This window comes from Pseudomonas sp. IPO3747 (genome assembly GCF_013385245.1).
GTDB lineage: Bacteria > Pseudomonadota > Gammaproteobacteria > Pseudomonadales > Pseudomonadaceae > Aquipseudomonas > Aquipseudomonas edaphica.
On sequence record NZ_JACAQL010000009.1, the window covers coordinates 573,424 to 594,919 of the forward strand.

Annotated in this window: 20 protein-coding genes and 1 pseudogene; 8 read left to right on the forward strand and 13 right to left on the reverse strand. The window is 60.7% G+C overall.

Going from position 1 to position 21,496, the window contains the following annotated elements; all coding sequences use genetic code 11:
• Nucleotides 1-10: 10 nt before the first annotated feature.
• From fis to HX790_RS15725, 9 genes and pseudogenes are all read right to left on the reverse strand, one after another.
• Nucleotides 11-331: a DNA-binding transcriptional regulator Fis gene (gene fis, locus HX790_RS15685; protein WP_003221275.1), complete on the reverse strand. Its 321-nt coding sequence runs from the start codon at nt 329-331 to the stop codon at nt 11-13.
• The gene (dusB, locus tag HX790_RS15690; RefSeq protein WP_099548135.1) at nt 328-1,341 is read right to left on the reverse strand and encodes a tRNA dihydrouridine synthase DusB; all 1,014 of its coding nucleotides are present in this window, start codon (nt 1,339-1,341) and stop codon (nt 328-330) included. Before dusB ends, fis begins: the two co-directional genes overlap by 4 nt.
• A 185-nt stretch (nt 1,342-1,526) precedes the next feature.
• Nucleotides 1,527-2,741, reverse strand: a complete 1,215-nt coding sequence (locus HX790_RS15695) for a DUF3426 domain-containing protein (RefSeq protein ID WP_176991773.1) — start codon at nt 2,739-2,741, stop codon at nt 1,527-1,529.
• 30 nt (nt 2,742-2,771) lie between these two features.
• A complete protein-coding gene (prmA, locus tag HX790_RS15700) occupies nt 2,772-3,650 on the reverse strand; it encodes a 50S ribosomal protein L11 methyltransferase (protein WP_017136746.1) in 879 nt (292 codons plus the stop codon).
• Nucleotides 3,651-3,852: 202 nt separating this feature from the next.
• Entirely contained in the window at nt 3,853-5,214 is a 1,362-nt protein-coding gene (gene accC, locus HX790_RS15705) for an acetyl-CoA carboxylase biotin carboxylase subunit (RefSeq protein WP_017136745.1), read from the reverse strand.
• A 17-nt stretch (nt 5,215-5,231) separates the two neighbouring features.
• The gene (gene accB / locus HX790_RS15710) at nt 5,232-5,693 is read right to left on the reverse strand and encodes an acetyl-CoA carboxylase biotin carboxyl carrier protein (RefSeq protein ID WP_017136744.1); all 462 of its coding nucleotides are present in this window, start codon (nt 5,691-5,693) and stop codon (nt 5,232-5,234) included.
• A 24-nt stretch (nt 5,694-5,717) separates the two neighbouring features.
• Nucleotides 5,718-6,173 (reverse strand): type II 3-dehydroquinate dehydratase, encoded by a 456-nt coding sequence (aroQ, locus tag HX790_RS15715; protein WP_017136743.1) that lies wholly within the window; start codon nt 6,171-6,173, stop codon nt 5,718-5,720.
• Nucleotides 6,174-6,445: 272 nt separating this feature from the next.
• Nucleotides 6,446-6,961: pseudogene (locus HX790_RS29880) on the reverse strand (methyl-accepting chemotaxis protein); the annotation flags it as partial.
• A gap of 1,499 nt (nt 6,962-8,460) precedes the next feature.
• Nucleotides 8,461-10,131: a PleD family two-component system response regulator gene (locus tag HX790_RS15725; RefSeq protein ID WP_017136741.1), complete on the reverse strand. Its 1,671-nt coding sequence runs from the start codon at nt 10,129-10,131 to the stop codon at nt 8,461-8,463.
• A gap of 389 nt (nt 10,132-10,520) precedes the next feature.
• Here HX790_RS15725 and HX790_RS15730 point away from each other — a divergent pair, with 389 nt between their 5' ends.
• From HX790_RS15730 to HX790_RS15750, 5 genes are all read left to right on the forward strand, one after another.
• Nucleotides 10,521-11,498, forward strand: a complete 978-nt coding sequence (locus HX790_RS15730; protein ID WP_370589438.1) for a DUF2333 family protein — start codon at nt 10,521-10,523, stop codon at nt 11,496-11,498.
• A 2-nt stretch (nt 11,499-11,500) separates the two neighbouring features.
• Nucleotides 11,501-12,037 (forward strand): NUDIX hydrolase, encoded by a 537-nt coding sequence (locus tag HX790_RS15735; protein ID WP_026013681.1) that lies wholly within the window; start codon nt 11,501-11,503, stop codon nt 12,035-12,037.
• 194 nt (nt 12,038-12,231) lie between these two features.
• On the forward strand, nt 12,232-12,603 hold the full coding sequence (locus HX790_RS15740) for a translation initiation factor Sui1 (protein WP_012722004.1): 372 nt from the start codon (nt 12,232-12,234) through the stop codon (nt 12,601-12,603).
• Nucleotides 12,604-12,815: 212 nt separating this feature from the next.
• Complete coding sequence (speA, locus tag HX790_RS15745; RefSeq protein WP_017136738.1) at nt 12,816-14,729, forward strand: arginine decarboxylase; 1,914 nt, start codon at nt 12,816-12,818, stop codon at nt 14,727-14,729.
• Nucleotides 14,730-14,910: 181 nt separating this feature from the next.
• Nucleotides 14,911-15,774 (forward strand): alpha/beta hydrolase, encoded by an 864-nt coding sequence (locus HX790_RS15750; protein ID WP_017136737.1) that lies wholly within the window; start codon nt 14,911-14,913, stop codon nt 15,772-15,774.
• Nucleotides 15,775-15,782: 8 nt separating this feature from the next.
• Here the strand turns inward: HX790_RS15750 and HX790_RS15755 are convergent, their stop codons facing one another.
• The 4 genes from HX790_RS15755 to HX790_RS15770 form a co-directional block, all read right to left on the reverse strand.
• Complete coding sequence (locus HX790_RS15755; protein WP_017136736.1) at nt 15,783-16,211, reverse strand: hypothetical protein; 429 nt, start codon at nt 16,209-16,211, stop codon at nt 15,783-15,785.
• 130 nt (nt 16,212-16,341) lie between these two features.
• A complete protein-coding gene (locus HX790_RS15760) occupies nt 16,342-17,874 on the reverse strand; it encodes a M91 family zinc metallopeptidase (RefSeq protein WP_157786493.1) in 1,533 nt (510 codons plus the stop codon).
• 124 nt (nt 17,875-17,998) lie between these two features.
• Nucleotides 17,999-19,348: an MATE family efflux transporter gene (locus HX790_RS15765; protein WP_017136734.1), complete on the reverse strand. Its 1,350-nt coding sequence runs from the start codon at nt 19,346-19,348 to the stop codon at nt 17,999-18,001.
• A 3-nt stretch (nt 19,349-19,351) separates the two neighbouring features.
• Entirely contained in the window at nt 19,352-19,645 is a 294-nt protein-coding gene (locus tag HX790_RS15770; protein ID WP_017136733.1) for a hypothetical protein, read from the reverse strand.
• 154 nt (nt 19,646-19,799) lie between these two features.
• Here HX790_RS15770 and HX790_RS15775 point away from each other — a divergent pair, with 154 nt between their 5' ends.
• The 3 genes from HX790_RS15775 to HX790_RS15785 are packed head-to-tail and all read left to right on the forward strand — an operon-like array spanning nt 19,800 to nt 21,477.
• Nucleotides 19,800-20,108 carry a MazG-like family protein gene (locus HX790_RS15775; protein ID WP_017136732.1) on the forward strand — a complete coding sequence of 103 codons (309 nt, stop codon included), beginning with the start codon at nt 19,800-19,802 and terminating at the stop codon, nt 20,106-20,108.
• Nucleotides 20,101-20,850, forward strand: coding sequence for a methyltransferase (locus HX790_RS15780; protein WP_017136731.1), 750 nt, complete (start codon nt 20,101-20,103; stop codon nt 20,848-20,850). Before HX790_RS15775 ends, HX790_RS15780 begins: the two co-directional genes overlap by 8 nt.
• Nucleotides 20,851-20,874: 24 nt before the next feature.
• Nucleotides 20,875-21,477 (forward strand): DUF4136 domain-containing protein, encoded by a 603-nt coding sequence (locus HX790_RS15785; RefSeq protein WP_017136730.1) that lies wholly within the window; start codon nt 20,875-20,877, stop codon nt 21,475-21,477.
• Nucleotides 21,478-21,496: the final 19 nt, after the last annotated feature.

Here is a 21,496-nt window from a genome sequence, read left to right on the forward strand (position 1 = left end):
GATTGAATGCTTACAGCAAATCGTATTGTTTGAGCTTTTTGCGCAAGGTGCCACGGTTGAGGCCCAGCAGCTCACTGGCTTTGGTCTGGTTGCCCTTGACGTAGTTCATCACGCTTTCGAGCAACGGCGCCTCGACTTCGGAGAGCACCAGGTTGTACACGTCCGTGACGGAAGCGCCCTCAAGGTGGGCGAAATAATTGTGCAGCGCCTTCTCGACACTCCCACGAAGGGTCTGACCTTCTTCGCTCGGCGTGTTCAGGTGCTGTTTCAAATTGACGTTGTCGCTCACGGGTGCTGTTCCACTCACTAAAGTCTCGGTCATCATCGTCATGCGGCCACCCCCTCTCCATCCCCTGTTCCCAGGCTCTTGTCACGTTCGGCGAAGAACTCACGAACGGTGGCGACCTGTGCCTGCGTTTCATCCAAACGATTGAACTGAGCGCGGAATTCCTTGGCGCCCGGCAAGGTGGCGAGATACCAGCCGACATGCTTGCGAGCAATGCGTACTCCCATCACGTCTCCATAGAAGGCGTGCAGGGCGGCCAGATGCTCTAGCAGAATACGTTCCACCTCGATCAACTCCGGTGCCGGCAAGACTTCGCCGGTACGCAGAAAGTGTTCGATCTCACGAAAAATCCATGGCCGCCCCTGGGCGGCCCGGCCAATCAACAAGCCATCGGCACCGGTTGCGTGCAGCACGCGCCGGGCTTTCTCGGCTGAGTCGATATCGCCATTGGCAAAGACCGGCATCGACACCGCCTGCTTGATCGCGGCAATGGTGTCGTACTCAGCTTCACCTGTGTAAAGGTCGGCGCGGGTGCGGCCATGCACCGCCAGCGCTGTAATCCCGGCCTGTTCAGCGATCTTCGCCACTGTCAGGCCATTTTTGTTGTCCCGGTCCCAGCCGGTACGAATTTTCAGGGTGACCGGCACATCCACTGCGGCGACAACGGCCTGCAGGATCTCGGCTACCAACTGCTCATCTTTCAACAATGCGGAACCGGCGGCCTTGTTGCAGACCTTCTTGGCCGGGCAGCCCATGTTGATGTCGATGATCTGTGCGCCCAACTCCACGTTGGCTCGGGCCGCATCTGCCAGCATTTGCGCATCACCCCCGGCGATCTGCACCGAGCGGGGCTCGGGATCACCTTCGTGGATCATGCGCATCCGCGATTTGCGGGTGTTCCACAAGCTCATGTCGCTGGTGACCATTTCAGAGACTACTAGACCCGCGCCCAAACGCTTGCACAGCTGACGAAAGGGCTGGTCGGTGACGCCCGCCATCGGGGCGAGGATCAAGCCGTTTTGCAATGTGTATGGGCCGATGCGTACCGCCGACATAGGACTTCCCTGTTGTGGGGCCGGATCATTAGAGTTCGAAAAAGGGTTGGCATGATACCCGCTCTCGATGACTGGATAAAGGCTGAATTGGATAAAATCTGAACAGTTATTTCTTTATCGCTGCCGGTTTGGTTGCGCAGCGCAAAGTCAATAATTTGCCGTCAAACCTCAGAACCTGCGCCGGTTCACTCGGGCGAGTGAAAACTCAGGCTGTAATTCACCGCTTTATTGCCTGGGTCAAGGATATCCAGGGAGATGTGGATCGGTGTCTGCGATGGCATTTCGCTGACGCCGGCCAATTCGCCGCTCAGGTATTCGCCGGGTTTGAAGCGACGACTGGCGATCAGATTGCCGTTCATGTCGGCGAAACGCAGTTCCAGCAACGGAAAGGGCTGGGAAAACGTCGCCCGGTTATAGATGATCGCATCCACCACCAGCGCCCCGGCAAACTCCGGGTTGCTGCGCACCACCAGGTTGCTGCTCTTGATATGGGCGATATCGACCCGCGATGGCACCGTGCAACCCAGTGACGGGCACAGCTGCTGAAACCATGGGCGGTAGGCATCCTGGCGGGCCAGGTCGTCGAATTGATACGCGATGTACTGGCCTGCAAGGCCTGCGGCGGCGATCAGCACCAGCAGCATCCAGATCAGGCGGCGGCCCCAGCCGGACGGGCGCTTTTGGGCGTAAAGGTGCAGCGGGTCGTCTTCCAGGTCCTGGAGTACGTCATCGTGAACACTTGGCTCGGGGCGCGTGCGCTTGCGACGCGGTTGCGGGCGATCTTCGGGTTCCGGTTCGTCCAGGGCCTGGGTCAAGGGCGTGAACGGCGGGTCGATATCGTCATCTTCATCGTGGGGCGCCGAGCGCAGTGGCGGTTCATCGTCGATGTCGTCAAGGCGAAACGACATGGAGGGTTCGGTGCGCTGGCGTGTCGCAGTGGCCGGCTCTGGCTCTGGCTCGTCCTCGGGCGCTGGGGTGCGCTCCTCGGGCGGTTCACTGAACAGGCTGGCGGCCCACTGTTCTTCTTCGGCCTTGGCAGTGCCGCGCGTAGCGCTCAGGGCATCTTCAGGCTGGCGACGGTCAGCGGGTGCCTGACGACGCTCCAGCTTGGCCAGTTCTTCGTCCAGGTCCAGGTTGTCCAGGTCCAGTTCTTCGGCGTTCCACTGCTTCTGGCTGATGGCCCGTGGGGCCTCGGCGGTCGGCTCAGTGGCCTTCTCGGCAACGGCCGGCTGCTCAGGCGCAGGCACCTTGCCGCGCTGCTCCAGCAACTGGCGAGCGGCGTTGAACACTTGCAGGCACGAGCCGCAGCGCACCACGCCGCGGGCCACACTCAGTTGTGCGTGGCTGACGCGAAAACGGGCTTGGCAGTGTGGGCACTGGGTGACGAAACTGTCGGTCATGCGGCCATCCGATTCAGGCAAGCGCTCATTCTAGCGCCGACGACCACTGATGCGTACCCAGCCATCACGGTTGGCGATCGGGTCCAGTTCGAAATCCTTGGCGTAGGCAGCGGCCACGTCTTCGCCTTGCTCGGCGAGGATGCCCGACAGCGCCAGGCGCCCGCCCGGCTTGACCAGGCTCGACAGCTGCGGCGCCAACGACACCAGCGGGCCGGCGAGGATATTGGCCACCAGCACATCGGCCTGCACCTGGGGCAAATCTTCCGGCAGGTAGAGTGGGAATTTGCCTTCAGCAATGTTATTGCGCCCGGCGTTATCACGGGAAGCTTCCAGGGCTTGCACGTCGATATCGGTGCCGACCGCTTCCTTGGCGCCCAGCAGCAGCGCGGCAATCGCCAGGATCCCTGAGCCGCAGCCGAAATCCAGCACGTTGCAGTCGCTCAGGTCCTGGCCGTCCAGCCATTCCAGGCACAGCGCGGTGGTAGGGTGGGTGCCGGTGCCGAACGCCAGGCCCGGGTCCAGCAGCAAGTTGACGGCATTCGGCTCAGGCGCGGCGTGCCAGCTTGGCACGATCCACAGGCGCTGGCCGAAACGCATCGGCTGGAAGTTGTCCATCCAGCTGCGTTCCCAATCCTGGTCTTCGATCACTTCGCTGTGGTGCTCGGGCAGCGGGCTGCCGGTGAGCAGTTCCATGTGGGCCAGCACGGCGGCGGCATCGGTGCCGTCTTCGAACAGGGCCAGCAGATGGGTGTGGGACCACAGCGGCGTGGTATTGAGTTCCGGTTCGAAGATCGGCTGGTCTTCGGCGTCCATGAAGGTCACCGACACGGCGCCGACTTCGAGGAAAGCGTCTTCGTAGGTTTCGGCTTGTTCTGGGCTGATGGCGAGACGGACTTGCAGCCAAGGCATGGCGGGCACCTTTGAAAAAATGAGTGTGCGACGGCTGGGTCGCGAAAGCGCGCAAGTTTACGCGAGCGGCGAGTTTGTGGCGAGCGGGCTTATGTGGGAGCTGGCCAGCTCCCACACAAGCCCGCACACATGGGGGCGGCGGTGTTCTTGCGGGCCCACAAACAACAAAGCCGCCCGAAGGCGGCTTTGTTGGGTGGAGCACTTACTGGTTGGCCAGCTTGTGTTCCAGGTAGTGAATGTTCACACCACCTTCGCAGAAGCCTTCATCGCGTACCAGATCCCGATGCAGCGGGATGTTGGTCTTGATGCCGTCTACCACGATTTCGTCCAGGGCATTGCGCATACGGGCCATGGCCTCGTCGCGGGTGGCGCCCCAGGTGATCAGCTTGCCGATCAGCGAGTCGTAGTTGGACGGAACCTTGTAGCCGCTGTACAGGTGCGAATCCACACGCACGCCGTTGCCGCCCGGCGCGTGGAAATGCTTGACCAGGCCAGGGCTTGGGATAAAGGTTTTCGGGTCTTCGGCGTTGATCCGGCACTCCAGGGAGTGGCCGTGGATCTTGACGTCGTCCTGGGTGAAGGACAGCACGTTGCCGGCGGCGATGCTCAGCATCTCCTTGACGATGTCGATACCGGTGACCATCTCCGAAACTGGATGCTCTACCTGCACACGAGTGTTCATCTCGATGAAGTAGAAGCGGCCGTTCTCGTAGAGGAACTCAAAGGTACCGGCGCCACGGTAGTTGATGTCGATGCACGCCTTGACGCAGCGAGCCAGTACTTCCTGGCGCGCGGTTTCGTCCAGGCCCGGTGCCGGAGCTTCTTCCAACACCTTCTGGTGACGACGTTGCAGCGAGCAATCGCGGTCGCCCAGGTGGATGGCGTGGCCCTGGCCGTCGGACAGTACCTGCACTTCCACGTGACGTGGGTTGGTCAGGTACTTCTCCAGGTAGACCATCGGGTTGCCGAACCAGGCAGCCGCTTCGGAGCGGGTCTGCTTGGCAGCTTCGATCAGGTCTTCTTCTTTGTGCACCACACGCATGCCGCGACCACCACCGCCACCGGCGGCCTTGATGATCACCGGGTAACCGACTTCGCGACCAATGCGCAGGGCGGTTGCCTCGTCTTCCGGCAGTGGGCCGTCGGAACCTGGAACGGTTGGCACGCCGGCTGCGATCATGGCGTCCTTGGCCGAAACCTTGTCGCCCATCAGGCGGATGGTTTCGGCTTTAGGGCCGATGAAGGCGAAGCCGGATTTTTCCACCTGTTCGGCGAAATCGGCGTTTTCCGCGAGGAAGCCGTAGCCTGGGTGGATGCCATCAGCGCCGGTCACTTCAGCGGCCGCGATGATGTTCGAGACTTTCAGGTACGAGTTCGTGGCCAGTGGCGGGCCGATGCAAATGCTTTCGTCCGCCAGTTTCACGTGCATCAATTCGGTATCGGCCGTCGAGTAAACAGCGACGGTCTTGATGCCCTCTTCCTTACAGGCGCGCAGGATACGCAGCGCGATCTCGCCGCGGTTGGCGATCAGGACTTTTTGCAGTTTCTTCGCAGGTTTCAACATCGAAGGCGCTCCGCGGTTCAAACGATGGTGAACAGCGGCTGGTCGTACTCAACCGGCTGACCGTTTTCTACCAGGATGGATTCGATGACGCCGGCTTTTTCAGCGGTGATGTGGTTCATCATTTTCATCGCTTCAACGATGCAGATGGTGTCGCCCACTTTCACGGTTGCGCCGACTTCAACGAAGGCTGGCGAGGTCGGTGCCGGGGTGCGGTAGAAAGTACCGACCATTGGCGACTTGACCACGAAGCCGTTCAGCGCAGGCGCGGCTGGGGCGGCAGGTGCAGCGGCAGCAGCCGGGGCGGCGGCAGGTGCGGCAGCCGGAGCAGGTGCTTGCATCTGTGGCGCGTAGAACTGTTGAGCCGGGGTCTTGCTGTGGCGGCTGATCCGTACGGACTCTTCGCCTTCCTTGATTTCCAGCTCGTCGATACCGGATTCTTCCAGCAGTTCGATCAGTTTCTTAACTTTACGGATATCCATGAATCATCAACTCCCAAGGGTCGGTCAGGGGCGCTTGGCCGGTTGTTCAAGTTGTTCCAGGGCGGCCTCCAGGGCCAGTCGGTAACCGCTGGCGCCAAGGCCGCAGATCACACCTACTGCTACGTCGGAGAAGTAGGAGTGATGGCGGAAAGCTTCGCGTTTGTGCACGTTCGACAAATGCACTTCGATAAATGGGATGCTCACCGCCAGCAGCGCGTCACGTAATGCAACACTTGTATGCGTAAAAGCGGCGGGATTGATCAGGATAAAGTCCACGCCTTCGCCACGCGCGGCATGGATGCGATCAATCAATTCGTACTCGGCATTGCTTTGCAGGTACAGCAAATGGTGGCCGGCTTCACGCGCCCGGCGTTCCAGATCAAGGTTGATCTGTTCCAGGGTCACCGCCCCGTAGACACCCGGTTCACGGGTACCGAGCAGGTTCAGGTTGGGTCCGTGAAGAACCAGTAAGGTCGCCATCGGCTGTTCCTTGTTATTGATGTGGGTGCGTCAGAACCCGGCGACTATGCCGCAAAGCCTTTGTGACTGTCCAGTTCTATGCAGTAGGCGGCACGATTAGCGATGATTGCGCAAAATTTGTGACTGTGAGGCTGGATTTGGTCAGTGATTGATCGTTCCCACGCTCCGCGTGGGAATGCCGCCCCGGACGCTCCGCGTCCCGCTCTAAAGTCGTGACGCAGAGCGTCACAGGATGCATGACCACGCAGAGCGTGGGCACGATCTCGATCGCATTAAACGCGAAACGCCTGCACGGCAGTGTTCAGTTGCCCACCCAGTTCCAACAGATGCTCACCCTGGCTGCGGCCTTGGCCGATTCGCAGCAGATTATCCTCGCCCAGCTGGTGAATCCGCTCGCTGTTGTCACGAATCTCACTGACGGCGCCACTCTGCTGCGCGGTCACATCGGCGATGCGCACGGCAGTGTCGGAAATGGTCTGGATCGCCCCGACGATTTCATCCAGCGCGCCGTCGGCCGCCTGGGCCTGCTGGGCGGTGGCTTCGGCGTGTTCGACCTGCGCGCGCATGCCCTGCACCGACTGATGGGCGGCGCTTTGCAGGCCGGTGATCAAACCCTGGATTTCAGCGGTGGCGCCCGCCGTGCGCTGGGCCAGGGTGCGCACTTCGTCAGCCACCACGGCAAACCCACGCCCGGCTTCCCCGGCGCGCGCAGCCTCGATGGCGGCGTTGAGGGCCAGCAGGTTGGTCTGGTCGGCAATCGAGCGAATCACGGTGAGCACGCCGCCGATGGTGGCGGATTCTTCCGCGAGTTTTTCGATCATCTGCGCATTTTGCTGCACTTCACCCACCAGTGCGTGCAAGCCGGTGAGGCTCAGGCCGATCACCCGTTGGCCCTGTTCCACGGCCAGGCCTGCACTGCGGCTGGCACCGGCGGCCTGGCTGGCATCGCCGGCCACTTGCTGAATGGTGGCTTCCAGCTCGCCCAGGGAATCGCGGATCTGCGCGGTATCGCCGGCCTGACGCTCGGCCCCGTCGTGCAGGCCACTGCTCAGCTCGGCCAGGGCGCGGCTGCTGCCGGCGACTTGTTCGGCATTTGCGCGAATGGTGCCCACCAGGTCCACCAGGTAAGCGCGCAAGCGGTTCAGCGAGGCTTCAATATCGTGCAGTTCGCGGTTGGTCTTGCCCAGCGCAATCGGCTGGCTGAAATCACCTTCGGCCCAGGTCGACAGGGCGGGCGCGAGGTTGGTCAGCACCCGCGCCAGGCGCCGTTGCAGGGTGTCGATCAGCAAGGCAATCAGCAGGATCAGGCCGATCATCACGCCTTGTAACAGGCGAACTTCGCCCTGGATCCTGGCGTGTTGGGCGCGTACCACCGGCTCCAGGCCGGAGATGGCCTGTTGCACGGCGGCGATTTTTAAATGAGTGGCGGCGGCCAGTGCGGTGCGCTGCTGGATTTGCTCGCGGGTACGCTTGAGTTCGGCGGGGTAGCGGGTCAACAGGCTGTTGAGTTCGCGCTTGAGGTCGACCCCGGTGTCCTGAACTTCGGCTTTCTCGCTGTTTTCCAGGCCCATCATGGCGGAAAAATCATCGGCGCTGGATTCACTGCTGGCCTTGACACCAAGCAATGGCAACCCCGCCAACACGTCGGCCTGAGTGCGGATACTGGCGACCTCGCGCTCCACGTCATCGGCCAACTCCGCGCGCCCGCTGCTGACCAGTTTGTCGCGGGCCAGGGACAGTTTGCCCAGGTGCTGGGACGCGGCCAGCAAGGGCGGCAGGTAGCGAGCGGCGTCTGGTGAGTTGACGCCCGTGGCGTATTGGCTCAGTTGCTCAAGGTTCGCGCCCAGCTCACGTTCGGCTTGCAGCAACAGGGCTTGCGGGTCGCCCGCCAGTTTGCCGGCGGCGAGCAGGTCGGTTTTGCTGAAGGTGTCCAGATCCACCAGGCTGGGACGCAGGTTTTGCCCAAGTTCTGCCGGCAATTCGTCAAGGTGCTGCAACAGGTTTTCCAGGCTTTGACTGGCGCTGCTCAAACGCAGGGCATCGCCGCTGGAGAGGTAATCATCAATGTTGCGTGCGGCCTGGTTCTGAAAGGTCTGCGACAGGCCCAGGTAGCGTTCCATCAGCAGATAAGGCCGTTCCAGCGCACGTTGCGACCACCATAGCGTCGCTCCAAGGGCCAGGCACACGGCCACCAGCAGAAGGGTATTGAGATTGGTCAGCAGCTTCAGGCGCATGCGTGGTTTCAACCGACAGCAAAAGATAAGTGCCTGAAGTTATTGCGTTTCCATTACAAAGTTATGACGGATTCGGTGGATTCCGGTGAAAAGGTGGCACTTTGCTTTGATGTACGAGCGGCTTGCACGCGGTTGCGTCCTGCGTCCTTGGCGCGGTACAGCGCCTCGTCGGCCTGGGCAGCCATCATCAGGCTGTCGGAGCCGTCGCACAGCTCTACCAGCCCGGCGCTGAAGGTGCACCATAAATCCTGCGGCTGGGCCGGATAGTGAATTTCGGCAAAGCGCCCACGGATTTCGTCCAATACCTTGCAGGCCGACTCCAGGTCGGTGTCGGGCATCACGATGGCGAACTCTTCGCCGCCGTAGCGCCCGATGTAGTCGGTCTTGCGCAGGCGTTGCTTGAGAAACAGCGCCAGGCTCTTGATCACGCGGTCGCCCATGGGGTGGCCGTGGCTGTCGTTGACGCGCTTGAAGTGGTCGATGTCGAGCATCGCAAAGCTCAGTGGCTTGTTCTCGCGGCGGGCGCGGAAGCTGCAGTCTTCGAGCAATTGCAGGATATGGGTGTGGTTGTACAACCCGGTCAGGCTGTCGCGCACCATTCGCGCCTTGAGGTTACGGGCACGGGCGGCTCGGTTGCGCACGGTGGTGATCAGGTGGCGCGGCTTGATCGGCTTGGTGAGGAAGTCGTCGCCGCCTTCGCTCATGGCGTCCAGTTGTTTATCCAGGTCGTCTTCGGCCGACAGGTAGATGATCGGTACACTGACGTACCGGTCGTTGTGGCGAATCACCTTGGCCAGTTCGGTGCCGGTACAGGCAGGCATATACATGTCGAGGATGATCAGGTCCGGCTGGAAATCCGCCAGTTCGGCCATGGCCTGGATCGGTTCGATCAAGGTGCGCGTGACGATGCCGGCGCTGTTAAGCAGGCGCTCGGTGTGCAGCGCTTGTGCCCGCGAGTCATCGATGATCAGCACTTTATAAGGTTCGTACTGCGCGACGCAGGTCAGCACTTCAATCTTTTCCAAGAGGCTCGATGCTTCCAGGGTGCCGGTGAGGAACTCCTGGCCACCGGCGCGCACGGCGGCCAGGCGCGTTGGCGTGTCGGTTTCGTGCAAGCTGAAAAACAGCAGCGGCAGCTTTTGCTCGAGGCCTTCCTGGGCTTCGGCGGCCAACTTGAGGCCCAGGCCCGCTCCGCAGAAGTCCACATCCATCACAATCGCCGACGGCAGGCGCTCGGCGAGGGAGGCACGAAACGCCGGCACACTGTCCAGGGACTGGGCGCTCATGCCAAAGAATTCCAACTGCTTGGCCAGGCGTTCGGCGCGGTCGTGATCGGCCAGCATCACGTAGATGGGCTTGCGCATCGGCGGCAGTAAGGTTTGTTCCAGCTGATCACCCTGGCGCAGACCGGTGCGGGACAAGCGTTGCATCAGGCGGTTGAGTTCGGTGATGACCTGGCTGCTCAGCCGGCCGCGATTTTCGTCCACCACCTTGAGCGATTCGCCGATGTGTCGTGCCAGTTGGCCGTGTTCCGGCTGTTCGAAACGCTCGGCAAAGCGCAGCAGGCGCAGGTTGGCTTCGCTGAGTTCGGACAAATCGGTGTTCGACCATTCGCTGCGTTGCAGGCGTTGCCAGATCTCAAGAATTTGACGTGCCTGATGAATTACCCGCTGGGCAAAATGGTGCTTGAGACGCTCACGGCTGGGGTCTTCTGGCTCGGTCATATCCTGACTACTAGTGAGGGTGCATGCTGAGGTCGACTGATGGCTCTATGCTAGCACCTCTTTTCTGTTGCATGAGTGTCATACGTCAATTAAGTGCAAGTCTTGGGGATTCAGTTACCGACCCAATGGTCACGCTGCGTAAAAAGCGTGCATCCTTTATAGTCGAACGTCTCCCACCTGCCACTTTCGGTTAAAAGCCCCGCGCCGATGGGCACGATGGGGTAGGGTTGTGGTCGGAGTGTTTGACCGCACCCGGACAATTGACGTGCATGAACTCAAGTGATTGAAAGGATATCGCCATGCTGGACTGGAAAAACCGTGCACGCAGTGCCAAAGGCCCCGCCCCTGAGCCAAAGTCGACCCAACGCGGCTACTTTCGCAACCTGCTGATGAGCAAAGCGCTGCTCAGCGTGCTGGCCTTGTACCTGTTGGTCACCGGCGGCCTGGGTTGGTACTGGAGCGAAGAGCCGGCGCTGTTCCCGGTCCAGCAAAACGCCCAGCTTGCCGCCGAGAAGGAAGGCAAGCAGATGGTGATTGGCTACACCACCGTCGAAACCCTCAAGACCGTGGTCGGCACCTTGCTGAACAAGCCTGGTGGCTACATTTCCAACGACCGTTTCCCGCCAGGCCTGTGGATGGATAACATGCCGAGCTGGGAATATGGCGTGCTGGTGCAGGTGCGTGACCTGACCCGCGCCTTGCGTAAAGACTTCGCCCGTTCACAGTCGCAGTCGGCTGAAGACGCGGACCTGGCCAAGGCTGAACCGCGCTTTAACTTCGACAACAAGAGCTGGGTGCTGCCGTCCAGCGAGTCGGAATACCAGGAAGGCATCAACTCCCTGAGCCGCTACGAGGCACGACTGTCCGACCCGAACCAGAAGGGCGCGCTGTTCTATGCCCGCGCCGACAACCTGAACAACTGGCTGGGTGATGTCGCCACGCGCCTGGGTTCGTTGTCGCAACGCCTGTCGGCCAGTGTGGGTCGGGTGAAACTCAACACCGCACTGAAAACCGAGGCGCTGGCGCCGGGTGAAGTGCCGCAGGTTGATGAAGAAGTGGTGGAAACCCCATGGATGCAGATCGACAACGTGTTCTACGAAGCCCGTGGCCAGGCGTGGGCCTTGTCTCACCTGTTGCGCGCGATTGAAGTCGACTTCGCCGACGTGCTGGCCAAGAAAAACGCCACCGTCAGCGTGCGTCAGATCATTCGCGAGTTGGAAGCCTCGCAGGAGCCGGTGTGGAGCCCTATGATTCTTAACGGCAGTGGCTTTGGCATCCTCGCCAACCACTCGTTGGTCATGGCCAACTATATTTCCCGGGCAAACGCTGCAGTGATCGACTTGCGTCAGCTCCTCAACCAAGGGTAATGATGGACGCTTCTCAAAAGGAGGTCGCACACCGTGAGGCCTCTGATGCTGAACTGATCTGCTGGGTGGACGAGCAGGACAACCTGCTCGGCGACCTTGTCAGGTCCGACCTGCGCCAGCGCGGCCTGATCGGCCGTTGCACCTTTATCTTCCTGTTCAACTCCGCCGGTGAACTGTGTGTGCACCGACGCACCCTGAGCAAAGCCCTGTATCCCGGCTTTTGGGACACGGCGGCAGGTGGCATGGTGGCGGCGGGCGAGACCTACGCGGTTTCGGCTGCCCGTGAGCTGGAAGAAGAACTCGGCGTGGGCGGTGTGGAACTGGTCGAGCACGACCACTTCTACTTTGAGGAGGAGGGCAGCCGGCTCTGGTGCAAATCTTACTCGGCAGTCTGGGATGGCCCATTGCGCTTGCAGCCCGAGGAGGTCATGGAAGCGCGGTTTCTGCCCCTTGAAACGGTCCTGCAGGAAGCTCAACAAAAGCCTTACTGCCCGGATGCTCAAGAGGGCTTGCGGCGCTATCTGGCCTCACGTCGCTAAAGTTGCATAAATTGGCGCTATTTGGCTCTTAGCAAGGCGGCTTTTTGCCGTTACACTGCGCGCCTTTTCACCCGAACCGCCTTGGCGTTTCGGTAGCGCTGCCCCTGCCTGAGTGGGGCTTCGCGGTCGGTAAGCTGCCTTTTGTAACGAGAGCCGGGTTCCGATCAGTCTTTGTCCTCCCAAGAGGATTGCCGGTGGCCAAAAAAGCCGCATCCTTCGCCGCCCTTGGTGGCCTGGTATTTTCCACCGACGCAGGTCGACACTGCCCGGACTGTCGTCAGCCCGTGGATTCGTGTACCTGCAAACAGACCCTGATCCCTGAAGGCGACGGCATTGCCCGCGTACGACGCGAGAGCAAAGGCCGTGGCGGCAAGACGGTGACTACCATCACTGGCGTGCCTTTGGCTGAAGAAGCCCTGAAGGAACTGGCTACCACGCTGAAAAAGCGCTGTGGCACCGGTGGCGCGTTGAAAGACGGCGTCATCGAGATCCAGGGCGATCACGTCGAGTTGCTGTTGGCCGAGCTGATCAAGCTGGGTTACAAAGCGAAGAAATCCGGCGGCTAGCAGCCTCTGTGAAACCCACCCCGATGGCCCTTTGCTGAACGCGAACTGTCGTCTCCATGGTTTTCACAGAGCCTGTTCCTGACCGGTGTCTAAACTCTGTCCTGCGAGTGGGGTCTACCTTCCTTACAGGCAAATCGTCATTTTCATTCTTTAGACTTCGCCAGCCTTGCAAGAAGGGCGTGGTGATCTTCGACTTTATATAGGGGACTTCGATGTCCGTACGACGCACACGCAAAGACGATGGCAGCCAATGGACAGTTGCGGACAGCCGCAGTGTTTATGGGATTCGCCATTGGGGGGCCGGGTATTTCGCGATCAATGATGCCGGTCGCGTTGAAGTCCGTCCGAACGGCCCGAACAGCACGCCGGTTGATCTCTACGAGCAAGTCGACGAGCTGCGCAAAAGCGGCCTGTCCTTGCCGCTGCTGGTGCGTTTTCCCGACATCCTGCAAGACCGTGTACGCCAGCTGACCGGTGCGTTCGATTCGAACATCGAGCGCCTGGAATACCAGAGCAAGTACACCGCACTGTACCCGATCAAGGTGAACCAGCAGGAAGCGGTGATCGAGAACATCATCGCCACCCAGAACGTGTCGATCGGCCTGGAAGCCGGCTCCAAGCCCGAGCTGCTGGCCGTGCTGGCCCTGGCACCCAAGGGCGGCACCATCGTCTGCAACGGTTACAAGGACCGTGAGTTCATCCGCCTCGCGCTGATGGGCCAGAAGCTTGGTCACAATGTGTTTATCGTGATCGAGAAAGAATCCGAAGTCGGCCTGGTGATCGAAGAGGCTGCGAGCCTCAAGGTCAAGCCGCAGGTTGGCCTGCGTGTGCGTTTGTCGTCGCTGGCGTCGAGCAAATGGGCCGACACCGGTGGCGAGAAGTCCAAGTTCGGTTTGTCGGCGGCGCAATTGCTGTCGGTGGTCGAGCGCTTCCGCGCTGCCGGCCTGGACCAGGGCATCCGCCTGCTGCACTTTCATATGGGTTCGCAGATCGCCAACCTGGCCGACTACCAGCACGGTTTCAAGGAAGCCATTCGTTACTACGGCGAATTGCGCAACCTCGGCCTGCCGGTCGATCACATCGATGTGGGCGGTGGCCTGGGCGTGGACTACGACGGCACGCACTCGCGTAACGCCAGTTCGATCAACTACGACATGGACGATTACGCCGGTGTGGTCGTGGGCATGCTCAAGGAATTCTGCGACGCGCAGAGCCTGCCGCACCCGCACATCTTCTCCGAAAGCGGCCGCTCCCTGACCGCCCACCACGCCATGCTGGTGGTACAGGTCACCGACGTTGAAAAACACAACGACGACGTGCCGCAGATCGAGAACAAGGAAAGCCTGCCGGAAACCGTGCAGTGGCTGGTGGACCTGCTGGGCCCGACCGACATCGAAATGGTCACCGAGACGTATTGGCGCGCCACTCACTACATGAGCGACGTGGCTACCCAGTACGCCGACGGCAAGCTGACCCTGGCCGAAAAAGCCCTGGCCGAACAGTGTTACTTCGCCGTGTGCCGTCGCCTGCATAACTCGCTCAAAGCCCGCCAGCGCTCGCACCGCCAAGTGCTGGACGAGCTCAACGACAAGCTGGCCGACAAGTACATCTGCAACTTCTCGGTATTCCAAAGCTTGCCGGACACCTGGGCCATCGGCCAGGTGCTGCCGATTCTGCCGCTGCACCGTCTCGACGAAGAGCCGCTGCGCCGCGCCGTGCTGCAAGACCTGACCTGCGACTCCGACGGCAAGATCAAGCAATACGTCGACGAGCAGAGCATCGAGACCAGCCTGCCGGTGCATGGCTTGAACGAAGGTGAAGACTACTTGCTGGGCATCTTCCTGGTGGGCGCTTACCAGGAAATTCTCGGTGACATGCACAACCTGTTCGGTGACACCGACTCGGTAAACATCTACCAGCGTGAAGACGGTTCGGTGTACAGCGCCGGGATCGAGACCCACGACACCATCGAAGACATGCTGCGCTACGTGCACTTGTCGCCGGAGGAGTTGATGACGCACTACCGCGACAAGTGCGCCAGCGCGAAGATCAGTGCCAGCGAGCGTACGCAGTTCCTGGATGCGTTGCGTCTGGGGCTGACGCGTTCGTCCTACCTGTCCTCGTAAGTACACTGCTCCCAGGCTGACAAGGATCTCAAAGTGACTGAGATCCAGTGTGGGAGCGGGCTTGCCCGCGATGGCGGTGTATCAGTCCGCACATTCAGGGCTGACACACCGCCATCGCAGGCAAGCCAGCTCCCACATTTGGATTTTCGTTTGGTCGTACCTTCTGTGTGAGGTCTGAACGATGTCGAGCAAATGGCTGCAAGCGTTAACCCTGGCAGTCGCCGCATTCCTCTCGGCCTGCTCGCCGATCAAAGTGCTCAACGCACTGACCCCTTCCAGCACGTTCACCAAAACCTCATCGATTGCCTACGGCCCTGACCCGCGCCAGAGGCTCGATGTCTATCGCCCTGTCACCGCCTTGCCCAACGCCCCGGTCGTGGTGTTTTTCTACGGCGGCAGCTGGAACAGCGGCTCCAAGGATGATTACGGTTTCGTTGGCGAAGCCCTGGCTTCACGCGGCATTGTGGTGGTCGTCGCGGACTACCGGCTCTATCCGCAAGTGCGTTACCCCGCTTTTCTCCAGGACGGCGCCCAAGCGGTGGCCTGGACTCATCAGCACATCGCCGAATATGGCGCCGACCCCAAGCAGCTCTACCTGATGGGCCATAGCTCCGGCGCGTACAACGCCTCGATGCTGGCGCTGGATGCGCGTTGGCTCAAAGAAGTGAACCTGTCACCCTCGATGCTCAAGGGTTGGATCGGCCTGGCCGGGCCTTATGACTTCCTGCCGATTGAAAACCGCGATGTGCGCCCTGTGTTTTTCTTCCCGGACTCACCGCCCGATTCCCAGCCGATCAACCACGTCAGTCATGATGCACCGCCGAGCCTGTTGATCGCCTCGCAGAGCGACACGCTGGTCAACCCCACACGCAACACGGGCGGGCTGGCGAAAAAGCTGCACGAAGCGGGGGTGCCGGTCGAGGCGTTTTATTTCACCAGAACCAGCCACGCGACATTAGTGGCATCCATTGCCAAGCCATTGCGCTGGCTGGCGCCGGTGCTGGATCGGGTCACGGCGTTTATTCGCTCCACTCCAGGCCAGTGAGGCTGGCTTTACCGGATTATCAGGGTGTACTGCGCTGAGCTCTCGGGGCTGGTTTCCTCCAGCGCTACAGACTGCAGCGTGTTTTGCGCTGAAGGGCTGACTGTCAGACTAGCGCTATTGTCCATCAGTGTTCGACCCTGGGGTGGCAGCGTCGCTCTTATGCCTTGTTGTGTCACGAAGAAGTGGAAATCCGTTTGATTCCAAACCTCCACGCCTTTCTGGATGGCGGGCTGCGCTGGGAGTGTTGACGGAGCGTCGTCCAGTTTGAGTGTCCATTCGCCCGTGTCCGGAGTGACGGGGGGAACCTGAACGGACGGCTCGGCGACGGCTTCGACAGGGGGCTTGGCTGGTTTCTTCTTGGACGAGCGAATAACAGCGGCGGCGATCAATGCGACCACTATCAACGCGCCGATAAGCAAGTAGGTGTTGTTACTCATGTGGGTTCTTCCTTGAGTGCAATAAGATCGCAGCCTTAAGCTGAAGGCTCTTCAGCGGCGATCTCCATTCAACGCCGGAAAGTCGGGTTTGTAACCTGTGAGAACTGACAGGTTGGCTCCCGTCCATTGATTAAACTGCGTGCGGCGCCTCATCCCATAGGTAGCGATCACGCAAGGGCACGCCCATTTCCTGGCGTAGCGCATTCTCGGTGAAGGGCGATGGATTGAGGGTGGTTGGCCGGGTGAGCGGGTTGTTGTCGTGATCGAACAGCTCCCCGTCCTCAATGGCGAGGCCGAGTGCTTGGTACTCGACGTTATTAACGAAAACCGGCTGACCGTAGCGCTCAATGGGGTTTCCATCGAGGCCAAAAGCCTGTTGGTTTCCGGGTTGGTAGGTGCCAGTGGCGCCATTGAAGGCATGGGCCAACTCGTGCTGGAGTGCAAGCATCGGTGTGGTCGACAGCTGTTGGCCGAAGTGAAAGGTTTGAAGCTCTATTTCGGCGTGAGTGGCGACTGCACCGGGCACCTCATTTTTGATGTAGCCCAATTCTGATTCGCTTTGAAACTGCGAAGATTGCCAAGCGGAAAGCGCGTCGCTGTAGGCATTGCGGAAGTAGTAGTAACTGGCGTTCATGTCGGCAGACTCTCGCAGGGTGACGGGAGACCTTATGTCGTCCACGAAGTCGTCCATTTGCTCAAGCATCCGCTGGCCGACAGGCGAACCTCGAAGCTGGTCGAGAACGTCTTGCACGGCGTCGATGAACTCGGGTTTGCCTTCTATCTTCAGCCCTTTTCTCCCGACGTTCTTGACCTCCATAAACGTGACGTTTGAAGGCCCATTGTGATGAATCTTGTCGGACGCTTTGGCGTAAATGCGATCTTTTTTACTCGTGGAGTGAATCACGTCATGGCCTGCGCCTGCGTAAAACGTGGTCTTGCGGGCGCCCACCAGTTTATCGTCGCCGCGGCCTCCATTTAAAACGTTGATGCCTGCGCCTGCATACAGCTGGTCATTGCCTTGGTCGCCGTTCAAATACACCAGTCGGTGATTGGCGCCCTTGCCTGCATGCAGCACGTCATTGCCTTTGCCACCGCTCAGCACGGCACTGCCCGTGCCTGCGCGCATCCGATCATCGCCGTCACCACCCAAGGCGATTCCGCCACCGCTAACCAGGTGAATGGAGTCGTTGCCGCTGCCGCCATTGACCCGTGCATAGCCGGCGCCGGTTTTGACCCGGTCATTGCCGTCGCCCGTGATGATCCGAACAGGTGCCTTAACGCCAGGGCCAATGACCACCGAGTCATTTCCGCCCTGGGTCTCAATATTTATCATGTGCAGGTCTGTGCTTTCGGGCATTGGGAAGGGGTAGGTTTTCCCATTGATGATGGCCGTCAATGTCCTGCTGTCATGGGCTGTGATCTTTATATTGTCTGCCTGATCGCCGGTGACGATGTGAGTCATGCTGGCTGAGTGATAGTTGCCGGCACTGTCTTGCCAGGTTTCCACTTCGCGTTTGATCAGTACATTGGCTTCGTTGAACAACGTATGTGTCTGTTGCCCAATGTCAGGCGTGGGTGCCAACAGGCTGGGCGTTTCAGGCTGGGGTGCCAATGTCGGAGCGTCGGATGCGCCGAGGGGAATGCGGGGAAGTACTGTGTTCACGCAGGCTCCTGTTTCCTTCTGGCTCGCGAGAGTGGGCCAGGCGGATCCTCTGTGGTTGTAGCCCTTGCAAAGGCTCCACGCGCAGTTGTGAGTTTTTCTTACGCTGCAAACCGGCCATTCTTTACTAACGGGCGCTGAGCCAGCGGTCCTGTTTGTTCAGGCGCCAGGCAATTGCCCACAGTGTCAGGCTGCGCAGGGCCATGAACAGCAGGAAGGTGACCCACAGCCCATGATTGCCCAAGCCCTGCAAGGCCCATGCGAATGGCAGCACAATCACCACCGTCAACAGCATGCCGTTACGCATTTCCCGCGCGCGGGTTGCACCGATAAACAGGCCGTCCAGTAAATAGCTCCACACCGCAATCAACGGCAGTACGGCCAGGTAAGGCAGGTAGATATCGGCGGTTTCGCGCACGCTGGGGATATCGGTTTGCATGGCGATAAACAAGTGCCCGGCGAAGGTGAACAGCAGGGCGAACCCTAGGCTGGCGATCAATGACCAGCCACAAGCGACCACCAGCGAGCGGCGCAATGCCTGGCGATCATGGGCGCCGATGGCGTGCCCGCACAGCGCTTCCACTGCGTGGGCCAGACCGTCGAGGGCGTGGGCCGTCAACAGCAGACCATTGAGCAGCAGCGCATTGGCCGCCACGGTGGCATCGCCCAGGCGTGCGCCTTGCACCGTGATCATGAAAAACACCGACTGCAGCGCCAGGCTGCGGATAAAAATATCGCGGTTCACCGCCAGCAGCGGCCGCCAGCTTTGCCACCGCTGCAAAGCGGCCCAGGCGATATGCCCGGGATACGCGCGCAGGGCTTTTTGCGTGAGGGCCAGGCCGAGCAGGGCGCCGGTCCATTCGGCGATAACGGAGGCGCGTGCTGAGCCGACCACACCCCAATCCAGACCGAGTACAAACCACAGGTTCAAGGCGATGTTGACCAGGTTGGTGGTCAGCAGGATAGCCAGTGGTGCGCGGGCATTTTGCGTGCCGAGGAACCAGCCGACCAAGGCATAGCTGGCCAGCGCGGCGGGCAGGCCGAACAAGCGGGTGTGGAAAAAATCGCGGGTCAGTTGGTTCAGCTCGGGCGAGGGCTGCATCCACTCCAGGGCCAGATGGCTCAGCGGAATGCCCACCGTGCCCAGCAGCATGGCCAGCCCCAGCGCCAGCAACAAACCTTGCAGCAGGATTTGCCTGAGCGCCGCGCCATCCCCGCGCCCGGCGGCTTGTGCGGCAAACCCGGTGGAACCCATGCGCAGAAAGCCCATGGCCCAGGCCAGGAAGGTATACAGGCTGGCGCCCACGGCCACAGCGCCCAGTTGATGGGCGTGGGGCAGGTGGCCGATGACCATGCTGTCCACCAGGGCCACCAGCGGCACCGAGATGTTCGACAAGATCATCGGCGCCGCCAATGCCCAGACGCGGCGATGGGTGCGGCGGTCGCGCCAATCTGTCAGCAGGGTGAGTGTTTTCAAGTATTAATGCACAACCCAGCTGAGCAACCACAAACCCAGCATCAACCAGATAATTCCCATAATGATCGAGGCGCGCATAAACGCACGCACCGCCGAGTACAGCAACATCAACCCGATGATGAGGGCGGCGATGCTGATGATCGAGGTGTCCATGCCCAATGTGCGCGACAGGCCTTCAATAAAGTTGCCGCCCGCGTGGGTCAAGGCGCCGAACAGCCCGCTGAGCCCGTCGACGATAAAGCGGATGACGGACCCCAGTGCCTGGCCCAACCATTCGAAAAAGCTTTCTACCTGCATGTGTGTGTCCTGATGAAGAGGTGGGCGTCGCTGAGCCTTTGGTCGTTATTACACCAAGCGAGTTCCCTTTTAGCATAGAGGTTTACGCGTTACAGGGATTCACTTGCCTTCGCCCGGCATCCGCCCGAAGCTATACACCTTCAGGAGCCCCCGCATGAACCTCGAACACCTCACCGAACGCTTGCACCGTATTCGCGATACCAACGACTGGAAGCGCTTCCACAGCCCTAAAAACCTGGCCATGGCCGCCAGTGTGGAAATGTCCGAGCTGGTGGAAATATTCCAGTGGCTGACCGAAGACCAGTCGCGCCAACTGCCGGCGGACAAACTCACCCACGCCGGGCAGGAAGTCGGCGATATCGTGCTGTACCTGCTGTTGCTGTGCAGTGAGCTGGGCCTGGACATGAACGAAGTGGTACGCGCCAAACTGGCCGACAGCGAACGGCGGTTTGCCCATGAGTGACCGTCACTTCGACCAGTTGGCCACGCGCTTTGCCGAAAAGATCTACGGTGGCGCCAAAGGCGCGATCCGCCTGGCGGTGTTGCAGGCCGACCTGACTGAAGCCTTGCCCGAGCGCCCTTTGCGCGTGCTGGATATCGGCGCGGGCCTGGGGCATATGTCGCTGTGGCTGGCTGAGCGCGGCCATCAAGTGACCCTGGCCGAGCCCGCCGAGCCGATGCTTGAAGGCGCCCGTCAGCGGTTTGCCGACGCCGGGCAGACCGCGACTTTTATCCATGCGCCCTGGCAGCAATTGCTCGGCCAACTCACCGAGCCCTACGACCTGGTCCTGTGCCACGCCGTGCTCGAATGGCTGGCCGAACCTCACGCGATCCTGCCGGTGCTGCACCAGCTCACGGTGCCCGGCGGCTGGTTGTCGCTGGCGTTCTACAACCGCGATGCGCTGATTTACCGCAACCTGCTCAAAGGCCACTTCCGCAAAATGCGCAAGAACGACATGGCCGGCGAGAAGCAGAGCCTTACCCCGCAACAACCGCTCGACCCACGGGAACTGGCGGCGCAACTCGAGGGGCTTTGGCAGGTCGAAAGCCAAAGTGGCGTGCGGGTGTTCCACGACTATATGCCGATGGAATTCCAGGCTCGCGCCAATCTGCAGGACTTGTTGGAGATGGAACTCGCTCACCGTCGTCACCCAAGCTTTGCCGGACTTGGGCGTTATTTGCACTGGATCTGCCGTCCGGTTTAAGCGGCCCAGTCTGCGGAGGTCGAAATGCGTCGTCTCTGTTTGATCCTGTTATCCCTCGGCTTGGGCGCTTGCTCCACGCCCAACCCCTACGTGGCCGCCTCGGCCCCTATGCCGCCGGCTCCGGCCCAGGCGGCGAACACCTTTGATGCCAGCGCCTACCCGGCGCCGATGCGCGACTATGGCGCCTACCGCAGTTGGGGCTGGCTTAACGGCCAGTTGCCCGCGGGGACGGCCTGGGCGGATTCGGCGCAAATAGCCGAAGCGGTCAGCGGCGCTCTAGATCAGCGCGGCTTGCGCCCTTTGCATGACAGCCGCGCCCCCGACCTGCTGGTAACTGCTGACGTGCGTCTGGAAAAACGCCTGCGCCAGGTGCAGGACGACTATGGCTACGGCTACGGTGGCTATAACCGCTATGGCAATGGCTACGGCATGTACAACACGGTGCCGGTGGTACGCACCTATGAAGTGACAGTTGCGGTGGCCCGCGTGAGCCTGTTCGATGCCCGCACGCGCCAGCCGGTATGGAGCACCAGCGCCGAAACCACCAGCCAGGGTAGCCTGAGCGAACGCGCTGATGCGTTGCGCGAAGCGATGCAGAAGGCAATGAGCGCTTATCCACCCAGTTAGCAGCTATTCTCATCTCAGG

Coding starts and splice junctions, on each gene's coding strand:
- fis (WP_003221275.1), bottom strand. CDS start 331: ATGACGATGATGACCGAGACTTTAGTGAGTGGAACAGCACCCGTGAGC.
- dusB (WP_099548135.1), bottom strand. CDS start 1,341: ATGTCGGCGGTACGCATCGGCCCATACACATTGCAAAACGGCTTGATC.
- HX790_RS15695 (WP_176991773.1), bottom strand. CDS start 2,741: ATGACCGACAGTTTCGTCACCCAGTGCCCACACTGCCAAGCCCGTTTT.
- prmA (WP_017136746.1), bottom strand. CDS start 3,650: ATGCCTTGGCTGCAAGTCCGTCTCGCCATCAGCCCAGAACAAGCCGAA.
- accC (WP_017136745.1), bottom strand. CDS start 5,214: ATGTTGAAACCTGCGAAGAAACTGCAAAAAGTCCTGATCGCCAACCGC.
- accB (WP_017136744.1), bottom strand. CDS start 5,693: ATGGATATCCGTAAAGTTAAGAAACTGATCGAACTGCTGGAAGAATCC.
- aroQ (WP_017136743.1), bottom strand. CDS start 6,173: ATGGCGACCTTACTGGTTCTTCACGGACCCAACCTGAACCTGCTCGGT.
- HX790_RS15725 (WP_017136741.1), bottom strand. CDS start 10,131: ATGACCGAGCCAGAAGACCCCAGCCGTGAGCGTCTCAAGCACCATTTT.
- HX790_RS15730 (WP_370589438.1), top strand. CDS start 10,521: ATGAGCAAAGCGCTGCTCAGCGTGCTGGCCTTGTACCTGTTGGTCACC.
- HX790_RS15735 (WP_026013681.1), top strand. CDS start 11,501: ATGGACGCTTCTCAAAAGGAGGTCGCACACCGTGAGGCCTCTGATGCT.
- speA (WP_017136738.1), top strand. CDS start 12,816: ATGTCCGTACGACGCACACGCAAAGACGATGGCAGCCAATGGACAGTT.
- HX790_RS15750 (WP_017136737.1), top strand. CDS start 14,911: ATGTCGAGCAAATGGCTGCAAGCGTTAACCCTGGCAGTCGCCGCATTC.
- HX790_RS15755 (WP_017136736.1), bottom strand. CDS start 16,211: ATGAGTAACAACACCTACTTGCTTATCGGCGCGTTGATAGTGGTCGCA.
- HX790_RS15770 (WP_017136733.1), bottom strand. CDS start 19,645: ATGCAGGTAGAAAGCTTTTTCGAATGGTTGGGCCAGGCACTGGGGTCC.
- HX790_RS15775 (WP_017136732.1), top strand. CDS start 19,800: ATGAACCTCGAACACCTCACCGAACGCTTGCACCGTATTCGCGATACC.
- HX790_RS15780 (WP_017136731.1), top strand. CDS start 20,101: ATGAGTGACCGTCACTTCGACCAGTTGGCCACGCGCTTTGCCGAAAAG.
- HX790_RS15785 (WP_017136730.1), top strand. CDS start 20,875: ATGCGTCGTCTCTGTTTGATCCTGTTATCCCTCGGCTTGGGCGCTTGC.